Genomic DNA, 17,856 nt, shown 5'->3' on the forward strand with positions numbered 1-17,856 from the left:
GCATCGCCGTCCCGTAAGGGAAGCTAAACCTGCATTTTGAAAGATTGACAGCACTTATCCCGTGCCTAGTCGGAAGCCGGCGATCAGCGACACCTCTTCGGAATGGCACTCGAGGGTAAGTCATGCCACGTTCGATCTTTTCCATTGATATCGCCGACCTCTCCACATTTGCCAAATCGCTACGCGAACAAATCGGCAGGCTGGACCGCCAGCCAAGCCATGTGGAGATGCTCAATCTCCTAAGCCGGGCTGCCGGGTTTCGCAACTTTCAGCATCTGCGCGCCGCGCGCACGCCACCCGTAGCAAGTGGCTCGCCGCCACCGCAGAGAGGACCGGAGACAATGCCTGTCAATGAGGGCAGGGTGCTGAAGACCGCGCGGACTTTCGATGCTGCCGGTAGATTGGTGCAGTGGCCGGCCCGCCGCTCCCAGCAGGAACTGTGCCTCTGGTATCTTTGGGCAAGAATACCAGCCGGTCGCAGTTTCTCAGAGCGCGAATTCAGCAGCTTTCTCGATGGTCTGCATCTGTTTGGAGATGCCGCGATGCTGCGGCGTGACATGGCGGGTCTCCGGCTCATCCGCCGTAACCGCGATGGCAGCGACTATCAACGCATCGAGCAGAAGCCACCGCCGGAACTGCCACTGCTGTTGCGTATCGTGAGTGACCGCAATTGAGTAAATGCCCTCCCGGCCGATGAAACGCCGGGAGGGCTGCAAGCTCTAGAGAACGAGGCGGAACTTTGCGAAACCTTCGGCGCCGTCGCCGGCATCCTCGATTTTTGCGCCCTTGATGTCAGCCGCGTAATTGCGACCCTTCGGGCCAGTCTCAAAGATGGCGGTCGTATTGGCAACTGGGGCGAAGGACCAGTTCGCATCCGCCGACGGGTTAATGGTGCCCTGATCGATGATATAGCGCACGATCACGTCACGGTTGGTGTCGGGCGCCACGAAGATCACCTTGTCGGCGGCGATATCGGGGAATTTTCCGCCGCCGCTTGCTCGGTAATTGTTGGTCGCCACCACAAATTTCTGCTCGGGGTCGATCGGCTTGCCGTCGAATTGCAGATTGACGATGCGGTTGCTGTCGGGATTGACGGCCTTGCCGTCCTTGTCGAACTTTGCCGGTTTGGAAATGTCGATCTGGTAGGTGACACCGTCGATGACGTCGAAATTATAGGACGGGAAATCCGCGTTTAGGAGCGGCGCATCCTTTGCGCCGGCCTCGACCGTGTTGAACATGCCGGCGGACATTTCCAGCCAGTTCTTCACCTGCGCACCGTTGATCAGCACCGCCTGCACCGTGTTGGGGTAGAGGTAGAGATCGGCGACGTTCTTGATGGCGATGTCACCGGCAGGGACATCGGTGTAATAATCCGCACCACCGCGACCGCCAGACTTGAAGGGCGCTGCTGCCGAAAGCACGGGCAGATCCTTATATTGCCCTTCCTTCAGCATGTCCTTGATGTACCACGTCTGGGCATTGGAGACGATCTGCACGGACGGGTCGTCGGCCACCAGCGCGAAGTAGGAATAGAGTGGCGCCGACGTCTTGCCGACCGGGCGACGCACATAGGCGAGCGCCGCTTCGTGATCTGCCTTGGCGGCTGCTATGACCTCCGGTTTGTCCGTGACATCTGCAACGACCTTGCGATTGTCGTCGCGGTGGTAGATCGGCCGGGCCTCGGAGGTGAAATCGACGATCTTCCAGCTTTTGCCGTCCTTTTCGAGCAGAAGGTCAATGAGGCCCATATGCGAGCCCCAGAAACCGGCCATCACGGCCGGCTTGCCCATCAGCGTACCCTTGACCGCATCCGCACCCTCGATGCCGTCCCATGTCTTCGGACCGGGGAAGACCAGATGCTGGTGACCAGTGAAGATGGCGTCAATGCCTTCCACGCCCGCCAGATAAAGCGAGGCGTTTTCCATGCGATCGGTCTGGCCCTTGCCATCGATGCCGGAATGGGAAAGCGCGATGACGATATCGGCACCTTCTTCCTTCATGACCGGAACCCAGGCTTTAGCCGCCTCGACGATATCGCGCGTCTGGGCCTTGCCCTCCAGATTCTTGGAATCCCACATCATGATCTGCGGCGGCACGAAACCGATGATACCGACCTTGACCGGGCTGGTTACGCCTGCACCATCGCGGATCTGTTTCTCAAGGATGACGTAAGGCTTGAAGAACAGCTCATCCTGCTTGGGATCGGAAGCCAGCTGACCCTTGGTGAGGTTGGCGCAGACATAAGGGAAACCGGCGCCCGCCAGCGTATTGGACATATAGTCGAGGCCGTAATTGAATTCGTGGTTGCCAAGCGTGCCACAATCATAGCCAAGGACATTCATGGCGTTGATGACGGGATGCTTGTCGCCGGCCTTCATGCCGCGCTCATAGGCGATGTAATCGCCGAGCGGATTGCCCTGCAGGAAGTCGCCATTATCCACCAGCATCGAGTTTCCGGCCTCGGCACGGATGGCGCCGATGATCGAAGCGGTGCGCGCCAGACCCATCGTGTCGTTCGGTTTGTCGGCGTAATAATCATAGGGAAAGACGTGAACGTGGATGTCAGTCGTTTCCATGATGCGCAGATGCGCCTGGTTGGCTGCGGCGCGCGCGGCGAAGGGATGCAACAGCACCAGAGCCGAAGAGGCGGCGATGCCACCCAGAAGCGAACGGCGAGTGATGGGGTGGAGAGCGAGAAGCGACGACATGGGAACTCCTTCGTATGAAGCTTGCTCTGTCAGGAAAACGACAAGGTAGAAGCAATCCCCGAGGAGTCCATCATCAAAATGACAAGCCCGTGACGGACGGGCCAGTTTTCAACCGTTTGATAAATTTTTTGTCACAAGGTGGCCGCGCGCGCATGGTGCGCTTCGGGAATGCGCTTTGTCCGGCCTGCGCATTCCCCTTGTCGGAAACGTCTGCTTAGCGGGCGAGAGTCGGTTTTACTTCTTCGTGGAAGAAGCGGAAATAAGACGACAGCTGTGCCAGCGTGTTGGTGGAAAGTTTGAGTTGCAGGCCGAGCCGGTTCATGTGCTGCCATTGCACGACACCCTCGATGAAACCCAGATCTTCACTCTGCACCTTCACCCGGCTTCCCTTGGCGGCAGCGAAAGGTCCGTCCAGTTCGAGCGCCATGCCGGTGGCGGACAGGTCCACCACGCGGCCTCGGGTCGACTGGCTGAAATAGTGCACGGTCGCGTAGATCCGGGTCTTGCTACGGGTCGCAGTGCGGGTCGCCATATTGAGGTTGTTTGTCATTTCGCTACTCAAATCAATTGTTTCCGATGCTTGCATCATGACGTAGAAAGTTTGAGAGCCGTTTAGCCGTTTGCTTAAAATTGCAAGTAATCGCGCGATTATGCTGTGTCGATACGGCACTGGTAGCAATTGTTGCGGGCGGAGCGCACATGCACATAAGCGACGTCTGCCCGCTCCAGAAGATGTGCTACGCGTGAAAGGATTTCGTCCGTCGCCGTCACCGCGCCGGTGCCGTAGACGATGCGGTCGTCAGTGCCATAACCGCGAACGATATAATCGGGGCTGTTGAGCATCGGGGGAAGGGCATCCGTCTGCGGATAGTGCTCACAGGCCTCAGCGTGAAGAAAGACTGGCCCCGTTTCCGCATAGGGCTGGAGCGAAGGGAAGGGCCGGTAGGCGAGGATCAGCATTCCTTCGCCTTCATTAATCTGGGAAAGGCAATGGCGGCACGGCATGCCGCCTGGAGAAACGGCCTTTTCCGGCGGGTTGCCATAGGCGTCGGCGGCTCCCGCCCGGAAAGCCTCAGCTTCCTTAGCCGGCATTGCTGTAAAGACGAGATCGGTCATGGCGAGGTCCTTCTGTTGGGATCGGCGTTGCTTCTTTGCAGCTATGATCCCGAAACAGACCTCTATCCACCCGATTCTTGACGGGTGATGCAACCAGCCCATTGCGTGACTCGTTAGCATCGGGAATCAGTGGCGCTCCTCGATCCCGGAAGGTCTGATTTTATGTTCCGTCGTTTTCTGGCCGCCGTTCCGCTGGCTTTCGTTTCTTTGACGGTTCCGATCGACACGCAGGCGCAGGTCGCCTCCGGTCTCGATGGCCTGTCCGACGATCAGCTCCAGCAGGCGGTCAATTTCGTCATCGGCAATGCGATCTTCTCGCTTTATCACGAGGGTGCACGCATGCTGATCTCGGATTTCGGCGCGCCGGAGACCGGCAGCGCGCAAGCACCTGCCGATCAGCTGGCGGGCACGCTCATCCTTCAGGCCAACGAGGAATGGCTTGATACCGCACTCGTCAATGCTACCGACAGCTGGTATCTGGCGCGCGAAACGGAGGCTTTGCCCCAGCACGACGCACCGGTGTTTTCGGCGCTTGTTCCCGACAGGAGCCGCGATCGCAACATGGCCTGCCTGATGGTCGGCCGCGACAAGGACGGCTATGGCGATCTCGCCACCATGATGGGGCTTGCCAATGATGAATTTGCCAAATGTGGCGCCGCCTATCCGCGTATCGCATCGGCATGGGAAGATTTTCTGACGCCCCACCGCGCGCAGACACCATCCAGATTTACCGTGAGCTACGTGCCGCCGCGCGATCCGGAGCTGGAACCTTACGCCATCATGGTCAAGGAATCGAAGGTTCTCGATCTTATCAGCCGCAGTTTCGGCGTTTACGGCTTGAAAGGCGAGGTCAAGTTGACGGCGAAGTCCTGCGGGCGTCCCGATGTCTACTGGTCGGCCGAAAAACGTGAGATCACCTATTGCTACGAGCTGGGTAAATTCCAGGCGGAGCTGATTGCCGATCATCTCCTCAACAGCGTTACCGAAGACAAAGGTTCCGCCGGCGGGCATACCCCGACGGCCGTTACTCTGGAAAGAGAAATCTGAGGCCAGTTACCGGATGCACGGCAACCTGTCCTCTTGAAACGGGAGGATATTGCCATGCCGAAGGTTGTCGTTCGAAATTTCGCCATTTCGATTGACGGATACGGTGCTGGGCCGGATCAAAGTCTTCAGAACCCGCTGGGTGTGAATGGCGAAATGCTGCATCAATGGGCGTTCAAGACCCGCACCTTTCACCGCATGTTCGGCAAGCAAGGCGGCTCGACCGGCACGGACGAGCAGTTTTCCGAGAAGAGTTTCGAAAATATCGGCGCCTGGATCTTGGGCCGCAACATGTTCGGCCCTATCCGCGGTGCTTGGCGGGATGAACACTGGAAGGGCTGGTGGGGGGAAGAGCCGCCTTATCACGTGCCGGTTTTCGTGCTGACGCACCATGCGCGCGCCTCCTTTGCGATGAAGGGCGGCACCGTGTTTCATTTCGTCAACACGGGCATCAAGGCCGCCCTTGACATGGCGTTGGAGGCGGCAAACGGCAGGGATGTCCGGATCGGCGGCGGCGTTTCGACCATTCGGCAATATATGGCCGGAAGCATGATCGACGAACTGCATCTGGCGCTGGCCCCGGTCTTTCTCGGCAAGGGCGAAAACCTCTTCCAGGGGCTGGATTTGCCTGCGCTTGGTTATCGCTGCACCGGGACCTCGGCGGGTGAGGGCGCGACCCATTTGATTATCGATAAAGCCTGAGTCGCAAACTACACAATGGTTTCATGTGCGGTTGCCTCCCACTCCCTCATTCCTGTGACAAGCAAAGGAATGAGGGAGGAGTAGTCGGATGTGCTCTACAGTCGGGGAATAGCGCGGGCCATCCCCGACGTGACGAACTCAGTTGCGCAACGAGATTTCCAGAAGCTCGGTATCGGACAGCGGCTCTACCCAGGCCTCATAGGTACCAACAGGCGAAAATCCCATCATCTGGTAGAGTTGCAGCGCGCGGGGATGGTCAAGCGTGTTGGTGGTCACCGTCACGCGCTTGGGATTGTCCTGCCAGGCGGCGTAGAGCGCCTGCAACAGGAACCACTTGCCGACGCCAGCACCGATTGCCTCTTCGAGAAGCCCGAAATAGGAAAGCTCGGTTACCTCGTCGCTTGCCTTGTTCAGCTCGAAGAAACCGGCGGGTGCACCGTTCATATAAAGGACGGTAACGCTGTTCTTCGGGTCCTTGAGGACGGCGGACAGTTCCGCATCGCTCATGCGCATGCGTTTCTGCCAGTGCCAACGTTTTCCCACCCGCCAGTACATGTAACGGTAGAAGTGCAGGGGAATATCGGTGACCCGCATCAGTGCCGTCTGGATGTTGACGGGGATAGCAAGGCTGACCTTCGGCGGCGCCGTCATTTCAAGCTGCGTCACATGCGCCTTCAACGGCCCATGTGACACCACGGGAAGAGGTTCGGCAGGGCCGGTGACAACAGGCGTGTCTTCCAGTCCACCCCATTCCGACCACGAACCGTCATAGAGCGAATTATCCTGGTGGCCGAGCGATTCCAGCGCCAGCGTAATGACGGCGGCGGTAACGCCCGAGCCGCAGCTCGTCACCACCGGCTTGCCAAGATCGATACCGGCATCCGCCACCATCTTGCGGATGGCGGTGAGGTCCTTGAAGTGGCCGTTCTCGGAAAATGCGGTGGCGGGCAGGCTGCGAGCACCAGGCATATGGCCTGAACGCATGCCGGCACGCGGCTCGGCCTCGTCGCCGGTGAAACGTCCCGCGCCGCGGGCATCGGCAATCTGCTTTTCGCCACTGTCAACGATGCCGCGCATGGTCGATAGCGAGGTCACGCGCTTTTCGTTGAAATCGGGTGTGAAGGTGGCAGGCTCGATTTCCGGCGTGCCGGTTTCTAGCGGCCGGCCTTCGCGCTTCCAGCCGTCAAGACCGCCATCCAGCACGTAGGCCTTGCGGATGCCCATCACCCGCAGCATCCACCACACGCGCGGTGCGGAAAAGAAACCGGGGCCGTCATAGACCACGATGGTATCGGTGTCGCTGAGGCCAAGCTCTCCCGCCTGTTCCGCAAAGAACTCTGGCGAGGGCAGGGAATGCGGCAATCCGGTTGCATGATCGGCGATCTTGTCCTGATCGAAGAACACGGCACCGGGCAGGTGACCCGCCGCAAATTCTTCCGCACCGTTGCGTTTATGCGCCGGCAGATACCACGAGGCATCAACGAGACGAAACCCGGCCGTGCCGAGCTGCTTTTCTACCCAGTCCGCCGAAACGACGAAACGGCTCTTATCCGTGCTCACGATGTCTCTCCTGATTTCAGGCAGCAGCTTCAGGCGTGCCGAAACGAATGCGGAACCGCCTGTTCTCCTTGCCCTTCTTTTCTATCTTGGCAATGTGAATATCGCCCACTTCCTGCGTTTCGGAAACATGGGTGCCGCCGCAGGGCTGGCTGTCGATGGTAGAATTTTCGCCGATGCAGACAAGGCTGACCCGGCCAAGGCCGATTGGCGGGCGCACATTCTTGGATTTGACGATGCCCGGATTGGCCTGAAGTTCTTCGTCGGTAATCCATTGCAGGAAAACGGGATGGTTGGCTTTCACCAGTTCCATCAGCTTTGCCGTCACTTCGTCTTTGTCGATGGTTTCCGACATGTCGAAATCGACGCGCGATTCGTCTTCGCCGACGGCAGCACCGGTGATTGGCCACTGGCAGACGACTGATAGCAGATGGCAGGCCGTGTGCATGCGCATCAGCTTGTAACGGCGCGGCCAGTCTACGTGCAGGGTCAGTTTTTCACCGACCTCGGGGGAAGGCTGACCTTCCAGCGGCACATGGATGATAACGCTCTTGTCGGCGCCATTTTTGGTAATGCCGAGTTCTATGCGCGAACCATCGGCCCGCTCGAGAAAGCCGCTGTCGCCCGGCTGGCCGCCGGACGTGGCGTAAAAGCAGGTCTGGTCGAGCTCGATGCCGCCATCCTCATGCACCGCCGTGACGATCGCTTCTGCGGTGGAAAGATAAAAATCGTCACGGAACAGGGCATTCACAGGCATTTCGGCATGTCCTCAAACGGTTTCGTACGGAACCGCAATCTCGCTTTTCGTTGCCAGCCACTGCGGAACCGGAAGCCCCTTGGAGCGCAGGAAATCCGGATTGAACAGCTTCGACTGATAACGATTACCGTAGTCGCAAAGTATCGTCACGATTGTATGCCCCGGACCAAGCTCGCGGGCAAGGCGGATTGCGCCGGCAATGTTGATGCCGGAGGAGCCACCGAGGCAAAGACCCTCTTTCGTGACCAGATCGAACAGCACCGGCAGGGCTTCCGCATCCGAAATACGATAGGAGAAATCCGGCGCGAAGCCTTCCAGATTGGCGGTGATGCGCCCCTGTCCGATGCCCTCGGTGATAGAGGAGCCTTCCGACTTCAGGACGCCATGCTTGTAAAATTCGTAGAGGGCGGCCCCCTCAGGGTCGGCAAGGCCGATCTTTATATCGGGATTGAAATCGCGCAGGCCGTCAGCTACGCCCGCAAGCGTTCCGCCGGAACCGACGGAGCAAATGAAACCATCGACCTTGCCGTCCGTCTGGTCCCATATTTCCGGTGCCGTTGTCTCAATATGGGCCTGACGGTTGGCGATATTGTCGAACTGGTTGGCCCAGATCGCGCCGTTTTCATCCGTCGCGGCCAGCTGTTTTGCCAGGCGGCCGGAAACCTTCACGTAATTGTTCGGGTTGGAATAGGGTGCCGCCGGAACCTCGACCAGCTTTGCGCCGAGAAGCTTCAGCGCATCCTTCTTTTCCTGGCTTTGCGTCTCGGGAATGACGATGACAGTCTTGTAGCCAAGCGCATTGGCCACCAGCGACAGGCCGATGCCGGTATTGCCTGCCGTGCCTTCCACGATGGTGCCGCCCGGCCGCAGCTGTCCGCGCCGTTCCGCATCGCGGATGATGTAAAGCGCGGCGCGATCCTTAACCGATTGGCCGGGATTGAGAAACTCCGCCTTGCCGAGGATTTCACACCCCGTCGCTTCAGAGGCAGCTTTCAGACGGATAAGCGGCGTGTTGCCGATAGCACTGAGCGCAGAGGGATGAATGGTCATGATTGAGCCTTCTTGTCTGAGCGGAAATTAGGTGCCGTTATGTCCCGTTACAACCGCCTCAAGGCAAGAAATTATCTTCCCGCCTCAGGCTTCGCCACGCAAAATTTTGCCGATACCCAATTTTATGCGTTGTTCTTCACTGCGGCATAGGCTGCAAGTGCTCTTTCCCGTGCCTTCCCATGGTCAACGATCGGCAGGGGATAGGTCTTGCCGAGCTCGATACCCGCCTTTTTAAGCACCTCTTTCGGTGCTTCAAACGGCTTGTGGATGTATTTTCGCTCAAGCTTTTCAAGCTCCGGCACGAAGCGGCGCACGTAGTCTCCCTCGGCATCGAATTTCTCCCCCTGCAATATGGGGTTGAAAATGCGGAAGAACGGCGAGGCGTCCGCGCCCGAACCCGCCACCCACTGCCAGTTGGCGGCGTTGGAGGCCGGATCGGCATCAACAAGCGTATCGCGAAACCACTTCTCTCCTTTGCGCCAGTCGATAAGTAGATGTTTGATGAGGAAGGATGCCACGATCATGCGCACCCGGTTGTGCATGGTGCCATGTTTCCACAATTGCCGCATGCCGGCATCCACGATCGGATAACCCGTCATGCCACGCGTCCAGGCGTTGAAGGATGTGTCATCGTCCCGCCAGCCGAAGGCGTCGAAACTGTCGTTCCAGTTTTTCTCGTCCAGCTCGGGAAAGTGGAACAGCAGATGGTAGCAGAATTCCCGCCAGACGAGTTCCTTGCGGAAACGGCTGATATCGTTGGACGCGATATGGCGTGATAGCCCCTTCGTCGCATGCCACACGGCGGCGGGCGATATTTCGCCGAGCGCCAGATGCGGCGCAAGAAGCGACGTGGCGTCCTTCGCCGGAAAATCGCGGCCTTCCTCATAACCCTTCAAGGCACCATCGATGAAATCATCGAGTTTTTCCCGCGCGGCATTTTCACCGGGTGTCCATATCTCGCTGAAACCCCTGGCCCAGTCCGGTTTGACCGGCAGAAGCTTCCAATCATCGAGTTTCTCCGATTTTGGCCATGTCTCAGGTGCCTTCAGGCTCTGCGGTGCATCCGCCGGCGTATGTGGCTCCTCGCCGCCCTCCAGAGCCCGCCAGAAGGGCGTATAGACCCGGTAGGGGCCGCCGGATTTGGTCTGCACCCGGGATGGTTCATGCAGGAGGTGTCCGGCAAAGCTGCGAACTGTCAGGCCGTCGTCCCCAAGCGCCTCTTTTAGTGTCTTGTCCGTTGCCATGCCGGTCGGCTCATAACGACGGTTCCAGAGGACTGCATCCGCGCCGGTCTCGGCTATAAGCCGGCGCAGCGTCTCCTCTGCGTTGCCGCTCCTGAGAAGTAGACGGCTGCCGCATTTTTCCAGCGCCGCGGAAAGAGAGGCAAGCGAATGGTGAACCCACCATTCCTGCGCGCCGCCCAGCGGGCCGCTGGATGTCTCACGGATATAGAGCGGTATGACGGGGCCGCCATGCTCCACCGCTGCGAGAAGGGCGAGATTGTCCGCAAGGCGCAAGTCCTTGCGGAACCAGACGATAACAGGAGAGGATTTTGTTGGCATGAAGGGATCCGGTTCACTTCCGCTTGAACGAGTGTTGAAACGCTTTGTTCCTCAAATCGCGTAGAATGGAAAGCTGGAGGCACATGGTTTTTCGAGGGCTATTTTTTCGACCTTGAAACCGAAAGTGAAGGGAACCAACTGGAGGAGCCAGCGTTTTTCGCTGGTTAATAGAGCATGGAAGTACAATCAATGTTGCTGAAAGACGTTAAGTGGGAAAAGCCTGTTACCATATCCTTGGAAAACGGTGCTCCCCGGATTTTCAACGGCGTTTACGAGGCCTTCGATTTTCTCCAGCACGAATGGCCACAACGCGGTGACAAGGCGCATGAGCAGGCCCTGCGTCTGTGCCGCGCCTCGCTGATGGGGGACGTGGCGGGAGAGATTGCGCGCGCCGCCTTCGTTACCGCGAGCCGCCAGGCGCAATGCCTCTTGGAGGCCGGAAACAAGGTGGAAGATCAGGGTAAACTTGCATCCTGACAGCGTTTCGGGATTAAGATGTGAAAGGCCACCCGTAAAGCCGGGTGGCCTTGTTTTATCCGCCGCCAGAAACGGGTTGTGTCGAACGCAGGATATGGCATCGTGCGCGTGCAAAGCGGATGAATACGGCAATGACCAACCACTACGGCTATATTGTTTTCCCGACAGCTCTCGGCCATTGCGGCCTCGCATGGGCAGAGCGCGGTATCGCCCGTCTGCAATTGCCCAGCGCAGATGCCGGTGAAACCGAAAAACTAATCCAGAAACGCCTGCCGTCATCTTCCATTGCTGTACCCGACACACGCGCCCGTGAGGCGATTGCGATGGTTAGCCGCTATTTCGATGGTGAAGAGATTGATTTTACGCCCGTGGAACTCGATCTTTCCGGGCAGGAGCGGTTCTTTCTAGATGTCTATGAGGTGGCACGGCATATCGGCTGGGGCCGCACGACGACCTATGGCGGTATCGTAAAAACGCTGGGCCTCTCCATGGAAAAGGCCCGCGACGTCGGGCAGGCCATGGCGAAAAATCCCGTGCCGCTGATCATTCCCTGCCACCGTGTTCTGGCGGCTGGCGGCCGGCTGGGTGGCTTTTCCGCGCCGGGCGGAACGAACACCAAATTACGCATGCTGGATCTCGAAAATGCCGGCCGCAGCCGCGCTGACGATGCACAGGGCAGCCTGTTTTAAAGCAATGACAGATCAGTCCGCATGAATATCCGTCTGATTTCTGCCCTTTTCTCGTCAAATTGTCGCTAAATTGTCACAATACACGGACGCCCTCTAACATAAGGGCGAGACGTTTGAGAGTATCCGCGTTAATTCTATCCGCTGCCTTGGCTTTTACAGTCGTGGCACCCGCGTCGGCTGGCATGCTGAACCAAGCTGAAAAATACACCGGACTGCATGAATCCAAAAACAACAAGAGCCTGAAGAATATTCTTGGGGCAAATCCCCGCAGCACACCGTGGTGTGGCCTGTTCCTTCATGCCGTTGCCAGCAAGGCCGGGCGCGCATCGCCCAAATCCTACGGATTTGCAAAATCCTGGACGTCATTCGGTTATGCCGTTCCCGTCGCCGCCGCCAAACCGGGCGATGTTGTCGTCATTCGCAACGGCCGCGGTTATCACGCCGGAATATTGAAGAGCATGAGCGGCAAGACAGCGCAAATTCTCGGCGGCAATCAGTCCGGCCGGGTGCAGGTGTCGAACTTCAACCGCAAGGCCATCGTTTCCGTGCGTCGCTGAAGACCGGACCAACTTACTACGATCCTTATAAAGGCGGGCTGTGGCCCGCCTTATGCGTTTTAAGGCCCCTATGGCTGTTCCCTTGTGCCGGGTGCCGCATCGCGCTGGTCATCGTCCTCAAGGTCTGTGGCGACGATGAAGGCATCCTCGTGTTGCCGCGCTGCCTGCCGGCGTGCGCGCAGGCTTATCGATTCATCGGGGTAAATCTCACTTTCTTTCGATTTGAGTTCGCTGTCGGTTTCAAAACGCGGCAAATCTTCGTCTTCGATATCGAGAGGTTCGTTTTTCTTCTGTTTCGGATCGCTCATGGATGGTCCTCCTGCGGGTTCCTGCCGGACAAACGATCCTGCAGTGAGTAGGGTTCCCTTTTTTCAGGGAAATGCGCATGCGCAATCTCCGGACGCGGAACAATTTCCGGCCATTTCTGTTTTTCAATTGGCGCAGTCAAAGCCGATGCGACGCAAAGAGGAGGACGTTATGAACCATGATCGCGAAGCAGCAATCCGCGAAAAAGCCCGCGCAATATGGGAGAGGGAAGGCAGGCCGGAGGGACATCACGAACGCCACTGGATGGAGGCGGAACTGGAGGTCTCGGCAAGCACAGAAACCGGAAAGACCAATGGCAAAAATGGCGCGAAGAAACCCGCTGCCGCCAAGTCCTTGGTCCAGAAGAAGGTGACTGCGGATAAGGCTTCGGCAAAAAATGCCAAATCACCAGCGGTAAAATCTCTTCAGAAAGAGCAAAAAGCTGAGACCAGCCGAAAAGACGACGACCTGACCGAAAGCCTGGAGGAAAGTTTCCCGGCAAGCGATCCGCCGGCACTCACCAACGCGTCCACTTCGACGAAGCGTGTGGCGAAGAAGACCTGAGGTCAATAGCGCCCAGCTACGCGCCTATGCCAAGATCGATATAGAGCGAATGCTGCGGCATCTCGCTCATCATGCCATATTTTGGAAAAAATGGCTCCCCGGGCCGGTGGCACAAGCTGCGGTATATTGCATCTGAATCTGATCGCGCAGTGCAGAGGTATAGCCGTTTGAAGAAAACTTTGCCTGATCTAGGGCCGAGGGATTACTATAGATAGCGGCGTTGGCGTTTGTGGTTGCGGTATCGGTAGCGTTGGCACCGTCGATGAGCAGGCACAGTGCAGCAGAAGCCTCCCAGCGATCAAACCAATGGGACCGAGAGCGACAGCAAGGCCGCCAGTAACCAGAGTACCTGTGCGGACAGCAGCAATAAACGCGCTCTAGCCAGTAGAAGTATTCGGCATCGCGATCATATGATTGAAAATACATGTTGCTCTTTCTCGATTGAGGTCTCAAGCATTTATGCCCTGTTGAGGTGAGCAGGAGTAAGTAGTCTAATCGATAAAGAAACGTATTTTGTTTTTGTCTATAATTAAAATCTCCAATACTTTAGGAGAATTGATTATGGAAAGATAGAAACTGATCTATATCGAGGACCACTTGAAGGTTTCGCTGTTTTTGGCGGAGCAAGCGAATATTGGCCTTCTAATATAATTGTTGAATATGATCCTTATGGACGTACAAAACCGGTTAGCCGGCAGGATAAAAAAACTAGTCCGCACACTACCCCCAACCAATGGCCAAGGCATTCAACCCGCCTGCCGAGAGGTGGGCGGGTTTTTATTTGCTTGTGAGGATAGTGAGCAGAAAGCGCCAAGTCGATGGTTCGCCCTTCGATCTGCAGCACCTGGCGGCGTGCATTTAGTTGCCCTACTGGACGTCTTTCCCCGTCCTGTAAATGACCTGCCCGTTGACGACGGCTCGCTCGTACCCTCTGCCACCGCCTTGATCGATCCATTCTCTGCTGTTTCCGGAAGGATCTCTTTGCGGTTCCCTCTCTGGTCGAACATAATCATGGCGGTCACGGTCACGACGCACATAGTCGCGACGATTGTAATTGCGCCGGTCATAGTCGCGGTAGTATCGTTCACGCTCATTGGAACGATACTGAACGCTCGACGCGTAGTAACCGCCCGATTGATATCCGCTGTCATCCACGCATCCAGAGAGGATACCGACGGACAACATACCAATTGCTACGCTTAATAGTCTCATGATTTCGACTCCCGATGAGTGATTTAACGTCGACAAAGCGTCGCAGTTCCATGGACAATGACGCTTGCGATCTTAACCAGGGGTGAATGCTCAATTGTGGCTCGCGACGGTCGAGGACATTTCTAGTACGCACGACGATTGTAGGACGAGTTGCCTCGGTAGCGATGGTGGCAAGCGGCGCTCCAGCTCCACGATATCGATCTGGGAGACGTCGCCGGCCGGCGTGTAGGTGAAGCCGTGCGGCTCATCCACATCAAGACCGCGCGCCACATTCTCAATCGCTATTACCAGAAGCATGGCAACGCGCGCGCCAGTGTTAGTTTCTTGCAGCAAGCCACCGGCCTAACAAGGGGCAGCGTCGCAAGCGCAACAGAGGATCTTGTAGCGTGGGGCTATTTCACCCGCGTGATGGGTTCTGGCAAACGGCCCTCCGAATACCACCCGAATTTTAGCGTCCTACAGTCGCCGGACACTACTAGTGTCCTACCGTCACAGGACGATACAAAATCAAGCGTCCTACAGCCACAGGACGAAATCGTCCTAGGGTCACAGGACGCTAAATCGGGTAGCGTCCTACAGCCGCAGGAGCAAACTCATTTACTTGTCTCGGCTAGCTGATTTGGCGACATTCCGGTCCGCCCGGCCTCTTTGTGATGTGTGTAGAGCTTCCACACGTCACTTATGTGTGGTCTAGGTTCGGGGGCGGTTCCAAGGACGCCGTCGGCAATGGTCCGCGATATGTCGAAATTCTGCTCGGCAATTTTGAAACGGCGCTCCAGTTCGGCAATGTCAATCTGGGAAACTTCGCCCACCGGCTTGTATGTGAAGCCCATTGACTGTGCAGCTCGCACAGCCGCATCATATTCCTCGACTGCACCAACGGCGCTTTTGCCCTCAAGTAGGGCACGCCAGAAAGCTTCCGAGGCCTTGTGAACAGACTCGGCTCGTTCAAGCGCGTCTTTATGATTTTTCGTCTTCAGGCTTTTCTTCACATGCGCGCGTTTGTCGAGGTGAGAAACCTCCGTAGGGACGCGCCGGTAATACCGATAGATGCCACTCGATGGATCTCTCAGCACATATTTTGAAACATCTTCTGACTTCATTCGTTTACCCGCCTGCAGACGGAAATGTAGCCAAAAAGTATCCGAAATAGCAAGAATGGGAGTAGGCGCTGGCGCCCATGAAAGCAGCGGTCAATTGTAAGCAATTGTTTTTGCATGGTTGTTTTGCGGTATGTTACTTTTCTCCTCTAGAGAAAAATGGCTCCCCGGGCCGGATTCGAACCGGCGACCTGTCGATTAACAGTCGAATGCTCTACCGCTGAGCTACCAGGGAACGTGCGCTGCTTGGCGCGGTGTGAGCGGGGTAATACAAATGCTTTTCCGATTTGCCAAGCGCTTTTTTCAAAAAAAACGCATTCATCTTGTTTTATCTCGCCGGAGTCCCGATTTTCCGGGCTTATCGACGGTGAAAAAATTATCCACAGGCCAGATGTTAAAGGGCAGTATGGAATGAAATTTGGAATGGACCACAGAACGGGTCGTCTCAATCTCGGAAAATGGAGCGTTGCCATGCCGCGTTCGCGCGTCGGCAGGATCGCCACCGGCTCGGCGCTGGTGGTGGGCGGAACGCTCGGGTTTTTGCCCATCCTCGGTTTCTGGATGGTCCCGCTTGGTCTTATCGTGCTTTCCCACGATTTGCCGGCGGTTCGCCGCAGGCGGCGGCGGCTTGCAGTCTGGTGGGCATCGCGACGCAATGGTCGCAACACCCGCAATAGAGGTGGACAATAAGGCTCAGCCGCCCATCGAGCTGCTGAGGCCCTGTCCGGCCCAGAAGGCGGCATAGGCGAGTGCTGCAAAATAAATCGCCGTCAGGATGAGAAACAGATACCCGCCGAGAACGGTCACGCCGTCCCTCTGGATCATACCCGCCGAAAAAAGCAGGATGGCGACGCCAGGCAGGGTGTTGGAGAAGGGAATGAAGCCGAGCGGCATCATCAGCAACACGCCAGCGGTCATCAGCGCAAGTCCGTTCACTCTATTGGCGACGATGCCCGCCGTCAGCGCCGGAAGGCGCGGGCGGATGAAGCGATCGAGCCTGGAGACGATGGCGACGCCTTTCTGCAGTGCCGGTACCAGCTTTGCCGTTTCCATCTGCCGGTCGAGAATCCTGGCCGGCAGCCATGGCAGACGGTTGAGGGTGATGGCGAGACTGACGAGAATGATCGCTGCGCCAAACACGGTGCTGACGCCGGGAATGGAGACCGGAATGAGGAAGGGCAGGGAAGCTATGGCACAGATGAGCAGCAGGCCCTGTTCGCCGATTGCCTCCATCAGCTCGCGCAATGTGATCGTCTGACCTTGCAGTTTCCCAATCAGCTTTTCGAGCGTGGTGCTGAGCTTTTCAGACGTATCAGTGAATGCGAATTCGTTCGACATCAGGCTTCCCGGAAGTTGCTTTAACTCCGGGTTTGATAACATTCATCCGGCCGAATGCCTACCGCCGATGGAAAATCAGCGTCTTTTCGGACCGGTGCTGCCGCCCGCCTTTGTCAGTGGGAAACCCAGCTGCTGTAGGCGCCTGCGAGAAGAACAATCAGCAGGATGACAAGTATGACCGGATTGATCGACGTAATGAAGCTTACATAGTCCATGATAACTTCCTCCTCTTTCCGCCACACCTTATTCTACCGCAAAAAGGCCGGTTTATCTACCTGAGGGTGAAATTTCGCATCGCAGCAACCATTCGCCGCTGCGGTCTGGAATTGTTTGTTTTTCTCATTTGCCGCAACGCAAAAAATAAATCTTCTAACATTTGCCATTCTCTTGCGTTGTCTCTAATCCTGATTTGGCGGCGGTCGATAGTCAGACCGTCCGCCGCTGACAAAACGCCACTGAGATGCCTTGGCTCCCGCCTTGCCTTCGGTCTAAAACGATCTTCCCCCGGGGACATGAAATGCTGAAAAACATCTATGCCTGGACGATGGCGCTTGCCGCGCGCAAAAGCGCCGTGTGGTGGCTGGCGATCGTGGCCTTCGTCGAAAGCTCCGTCTTCGTTGTGCCGGCGGATGTGCTTTTCCTGCCCATGGTCCTGGCAAAGCCAAAAAAGGCGATGTTTTATGCGCTCGTCGCAACGGTCGCTTCCGTTCTCGGTGGCATTGCCGGCTGGTTTCTCGGCCACTATGCTTTCGAGAGTATCGCGCGGCCAATTCTGGAATTTTACGGCAAGCTGGACAGCTTCGAGCAGCTCAAGAATTCGGTAAATTACGAGACCATCATTCTCCTGCTGGTGACATCGGGCTTTGCGCATCTGCCGCCGATCAAGGTTGTCACCATCCTCTCCGGTGCGGCCAATATCAGCCTCGGCCTGTTCATTCTCTCGGCTGTCGTCACGCGCGGCGCGCGCTTTTTCATCCTCGCCGGGTTGCTGCAAAGATACGGTGAACCGGTGCGCCACTTCATCGAAAAACGCCTTGGTGTTATTGCCGCCGCTGTGGCCGCAGCGCTCATCGCCATCTATGCGGTCTACGTTTTCGTGCGCTGACGAAACGCAGTT

The 17,856-nt window shown here is 57.1% G+C and carries 20 protein-coding genes and 1 tRNA gene; 9 read left to right on the forward strand and 12 right to left on the reverse strand.

Features of this window, described 5'->3' with window-relative positions:
• The first annotated feature begins 122 nt into the window (after positions 1-122).
• Positions 123-674, forward strand: coding sequence for a DUF2087 domain-containing protein (locus tag RBH71_RS18315; RefSeq protein ID WP_003512547.1), 552 nt, complete (start codon positions 123-125; stop codon positions 672-674).
• Positions 675-719: 45 nt separating this feature from the next.
• Here the strand turns inward: RBH71_RS18315 and RBH71_RS18320 are convergent, their stop codons facing one another.
• The 3 genes from RBH71_RS18320 to RBH71_RS18330 form a co-directional block, all read right to left on the reverse strand.
• The gene (locus RBH71_RS18320; protein WP_003512549.1) at positions 720-2,708 is read right to left on the reverse strand and encodes a bifunctional 2',3'-cyclic-nucleotide 2'-phosphodiesterase/3'-nucleotidase; all 1,989 of its coding nucleotides are present in this window, start codon (positions 2,706-2,708) and stop codon (positions 720-722) included.
• Positions 2,709-2,922: 214 nt separating this feature from the next.
• Positions 2,923-3,258 carry a PilZ domain-containing protein gene (locus RBH71_RS18325; RefSeq protein ID WP_003512551.1) on the reverse strand — a complete coding sequence of 112 codons (336 nt, stop codon included), beginning with the start codon at positions 3,256-3,258 and terminating at the stop codon, positions 2,923-2,925.
• Positions 3,259-3,356: 98 nt separating this feature from the next.
• Positions 3,357-3,824: a DUF1203 domain-containing protein gene (locus RBH71_RS18330; protein WP_003512553.1), complete on the reverse strand. Its 468-nt coding sequence runs from the start codon at positions 3,822-3,824 to the stop codon at positions 3,357-3,359.
• A gap of 162 nt (positions 3,825-3,986) precedes the next feature.
• Here RBH71_RS18330 and RBH71_RS18335 point away from each other — a divergent pair, with 162 nt between their 5' ends.
• Both RBH71_RS18335 and RBH71_RS18340 read left to right on the forward strand, forming a co-directional pair.
• The gene (locus RBH71_RS18335) at positions 3,987-4,871 is read left to right on the forward strand and encodes a DUF4344 domain-containing metallopeptidase (protein WP_003512554.1); all 885 of its coding nucleotides are present in this window, start codon (positions 3,987-3,989) and stop codon (positions 4,869-4,871) included.
• Between the two features lie 54 nt (positions 4,872-4,925).
• Positions 4,926-5,570, forward strand: a complete 645-nt coding sequence (locus RBH71_RS18340; protein WP_003512555.1) for a dihydrofolate reductase family protein — start codon at positions 4,926-4,928, stop codon at positions 5,568-5,570.
• 138 nt (positions 5,571-5,708) lie between these two features.
• Here RBH71_RS18340 and sseA read toward each other — a convergent pair whose 3' ends face one another.
• From sseA to RBH71_RS18360, 4 genes are all read right to left on the reverse strand, one after another.
• On the reverse strand, positions 5,709-7,130 hold the full coding sequence (gene sseA, locus RBH71_RS18345; protein ID WP_003512556.1) for a 3-mercaptopyruvate sulfurtransferase: 1,422 nt from the start codon (positions 7,128-7,130) through the stop codon (positions 5,709-5,711).
• Between the two features lie 16 nt (positions 7,131-7,146).
• The gene (locus tag RBH71_RS18350) at positions 7,147-7,884 is read right to left on the reverse strand and encodes an alanyl-tRNA editing protein (RefSeq protein ID WP_003512557.1); all 738 of its coding nucleotides are present in this window, start codon (positions 7,882-7,884) and stop codon (positions 7,147-7,149) included.
• A gap of 12 nt (positions 7,885-7,896) precedes the next feature.
• A complete protein-coding gene (locus RBH71_RS18355) occupies positions 7,897-8,934 on the reverse strand; it encodes a cysteine synthase A (protein WP_003512558.1) in 1,038 nt (345 codons plus the stop codon).
• Positions 8,935-9,056: 122 nt separating this feature from the next.
• A complete protein-coding gene (locus tag RBH71_RS18360) occupies positions 9,057-10,496 on the reverse strand; it encodes a cryptochrome/photolyase family protein (protein ID WP_003512560.1) in 1,440 nt (479 codons plus the stop codon).
• 189 nt (positions 10,497-10,685) lie between these two features.
• On the opposite strand from RBH71_RS18360, the gene RBH71_RS18365 reads away from it, so the two are divergent.
• From RBH71_RS18365 to RBH71_RS18375, 3 genes are all read left to right on the forward strand, one after another.
• Complete coding sequence (locus RBH71_RS18365; protein WP_003512562.1) at positions 10,686-10,973, forward strand: DUF982 domain-containing protein; 288 nt, start codon at positions 10,686-10,688, stop codon at positions 10,971-10,973.
• 131 nt (positions 10,974-11,104) lie between these two features.
• Positions 11,105-11,662, forward strand: coding sequence for a methylated-DNA--[protein]-cysteine S-methyltransferase (locus RBH71_RS18370; RefSeq protein WP_003512564.1), 558 nt, complete (start codon positions 11,105-11,107; stop codon positions 11,660-11,662).
• A 113-nt stretch (positions 11,663-11,775) separates the two neighbouring features.
• Positions 11,776-12,219: a TIGR02594 family protein gene (locus tag RBH71_RS18375; protein WP_025593218.1), complete on the forward strand. Its 444-nt coding sequence runs from the start codon at positions 11,776-11,778 to the stop codon at positions 12,217-12,219.
• A gap of 68 nt (positions 12,220-12,287) precedes the next feature.
• Here RBH71_RS18375 and RBH71_RS18380 read toward each other — a convergent pair whose 3' ends face one another.
• Positions 12,288-12,527, reverse strand: a complete 240-nt coding sequence (locus RBH71_RS18380) for a hypothetical protein (protein ID WP_003512568.1) — start codon at positions 12,525-12,527, stop codon at positions 12,288-12,290.
• A gap of 169 nt (positions 12,528-12,696) precedes the next feature.
• Between RBH71_RS18380 and RBH71_RS18385 the strand changes: the two genes are divergently transcribed.
• Positions 12,697-13,089 (forward strand): DUF2934 domain-containing protein, encoded by a 393-nt coding sequence (locus RBH71_RS18385; RefSeq protein WP_003512570.1) that lies wholly within the window; start codon positions 12,697-12,699, stop codon positions 13,087-13,089.
• Between the two features lie 1,302 nt (positions 13,090-14,391).
• On the opposite strand, the gene RBH71_RS18390 is transcribed toward RBH71_RS18385, so the two are convergent.
• From RBH71_RS18390 to RBH71_RS18400, 3 genes are all read right to left on the reverse strand, one after another.
• The gene (locus RBH71_RS18390; RefSeq protein ID WP_003512579.1) at positions 14,392-14,598 is read right to left on the reverse strand and encodes a hypothetical protein; all 207 of its coding nucleotides are present in this window, start codon (positions 14,596-14,598) and stop codon (positions 14,392-14,394) included.
• A gap of 296 nt (positions 14,599-14,894) precedes the next feature.
• Positions 14,895-15,404, reverse strand: coding sequence for a DUF6538 domain-containing protein (locus tag RBH71_RS18395; RefSeq protein ID WP_003512587.1), 510 nt, complete (start codon positions 15,402-15,404; stop codon positions 14,895-14,897).
• Between the two features lie 157 nt (positions 15,405-15,561).
• Positions 15,562-15,636, reverse strand: a tRNA-Asn gene (locus RBH71_RS18400).
• A 176-nt stretch (positions 15,637-15,812) separates the two neighbouring features.
• On the opposite strand from RBH71_RS18400, the gene RBH71_RS18405 reads away from it, so the two are divergent.
• The gene (locus RBH71_RS18405; RefSeq protein WP_013635921.1) at positions 15,813-16,091 is read left to right on the forward strand and encodes a hypothetical protein; all 279 of its coding nucleotides are present in this window, start codon (positions 15,813-15,815) and stop codon (positions 16,089-16,091) included.
• Between the two features lie 3 nt (positions 16,092-16,094).
• Here the strand turns inward: RBH71_RS18405 and RBH71_RS18410 are convergent, their stop codons facing one another.
• Complete coding sequence (locus RBH71_RS18410; RefSeq protein WP_003512591.1) at positions 16,095-16,739, reverse strand: exopolysaccharide biosynthesis protein; 645 nt, start codon at positions 16,737-16,739, stop codon at positions 16,095-16,097.
• A 517-nt stretch (positions 16,740-17,256) separates the two neighbouring features.
• Here RBH71_RS18410 and RBH71_RS18415 point away from each other — a divergent pair.
• Positions 17,257-17,844 (forward strand): YqaA family protein, encoded by a 588-nt coding sequence (locus RBH71_RS18415; protein ID WP_003512594.1) that lies wholly within the window; start codon positions 17,257-17,259, stop codon positions 17,842-17,844.
• The last annotated feature ends 12 nt before the right edge of the window (positions 17,845-17,856 follow it).

This window comes from Rhizobium sp. AN68, from assembly GCF_030758035.1.
GTDB classification, from domain to species: Bacteria; Pseudomonadota; Alphaproteobacteria; order Rhizobiales; family Rhizobiaceae; genus Agrobacterium; species Agrobacterium tumefaciens.

Excerpts from the sequence above, each read along its gene's own strand:
- RBH71_RS18330 (WP_003512553.1), bottom strand. The coding sequence starts at position 3,824 with ATGACCGATCTCGTCTTTACAGCAATGCCGGCTAAGGAAGCTGAGGCT.
- RBH71_RS18350 (WP_003512557.1), bottom strand. The coding sequence starts at position 7,884 with ATGCCTGTGAATGCCCTGTTCCGTGACGATTTTTATCTTTCCACCGCA.
- RBH71_RS18410 (WP_003512591.1), bottom strand. The coding sequence starts at position 16,739 with ATGTCGAACGAATTCGCATTCACTGATACGTCTGAAAAGCTCAGCACC.
- RBH71_RS18335 (WP_003512554.1), top strand. The coding sequence starts at position 3,987 with ATGTTCCGTCGTTTTCTGGCCGCCGTTCCGCTGGCTTTCGTTTCTTTG.
- RBH71_RS18320 (WP_003512549.1), bottom strand. The coding sequence starts at position 2,708 with ATGTCGTCGCTTCTCGCTCTCCACCCCATCACTCGCCGTTCGCTTCTG.
- RBH71_RS18355 (WP_003512558.1), bottom strand. The coding sequence starts at position 8,934 with ATGACCATTCATCCCTCTGCGCTCAGTGCTATCGGCAACACGCCGCTT.
- RBH71_RS18380 (WP_003512568.1), bottom strand. The coding sequence starts at position 12,527 with ATGAGCGATCCGAAACAGAAGAAAAACGAACCTCTCGATATCGAAGAC.
- RBH71_RS18315 (WP_003512547.1), top strand. The coding sequence starts at position 123 with ATGCCACGTTCGATCTTTTCCATTGATATCGCCGACCTCTCCACATTT.
- RBH71_RS18395 (WP_003512587.1), bottom strand. The coding sequence starts at position 15,404 with ATGAAGTCAGAAGATGTTTCAAAATATGTGCTGAGAGATCCATCGAGT.
- RBH71_RS18385 (WP_003512570.1), top strand. The coding sequence starts at position 12,697 with ATGAACCATGATCGCGAAGCAGCAATCCGCGAAAAAGCCCGCGCAATA.
- RBH71_RS18415 (WP_003512594.1), top strand. The coding sequence starts at position 17,257 with ATGCTGAAAAACATCTATGCCTGGACGATGGCGCTTGCCGCGCGCAAA.
- RBH71_RS18325 (WP_003512551.1), bottom strand. The coding sequence starts at position 3,258 with ATGACAAACAACCTCAATATGGCGACCCGCACTGCGACCCGTAGCAAG.
- RBH71_RS18370 (WP_003512564.1), top strand. The coding sequence starts at position 11,105 with ATGACCAACCACTACGGCTATATTGTTTTCCCGACAGCTCTCGGCCAT.
- RBH71_RS18405 (WP_013635921.1), top strand. The coding sequence starts at position 15,813 with ATGAAATTTGGAATGGACCACAGAACGGGTCGTCTCAATCTCGGAAAA.
- RBH71_RS18365 (WP_003512562.1), top strand. The coding sequence starts at position 10,686 with ATGTTGCTGAAAGACGTTAAGTGGGAAAAGCCTGTTACCATATCCTTG.
- RBH71_RS18390 (WP_003512579.1), bottom strand. The coding sequence starts at position 14,598 with ATGCTTCTGGTAATAGCGATTGAGAATGTGGCGCGCGGTCTTGATGTG.
- RBH71_RS18340 (WP_003512555.1), top strand. The coding sequence starts at position 4,926 with ATGCCGAAGGTTGTCGTTCGAAATTTCGCCATTTCGATTGACGGATAC.
- RBH71_RS18360 (WP_003512560.1), bottom strand. The coding sequence starts at position 10,496 with ATGCCAACAAAATCCTCTCCTGTTATCGTCTGGTTCCGCAAGGACTTG.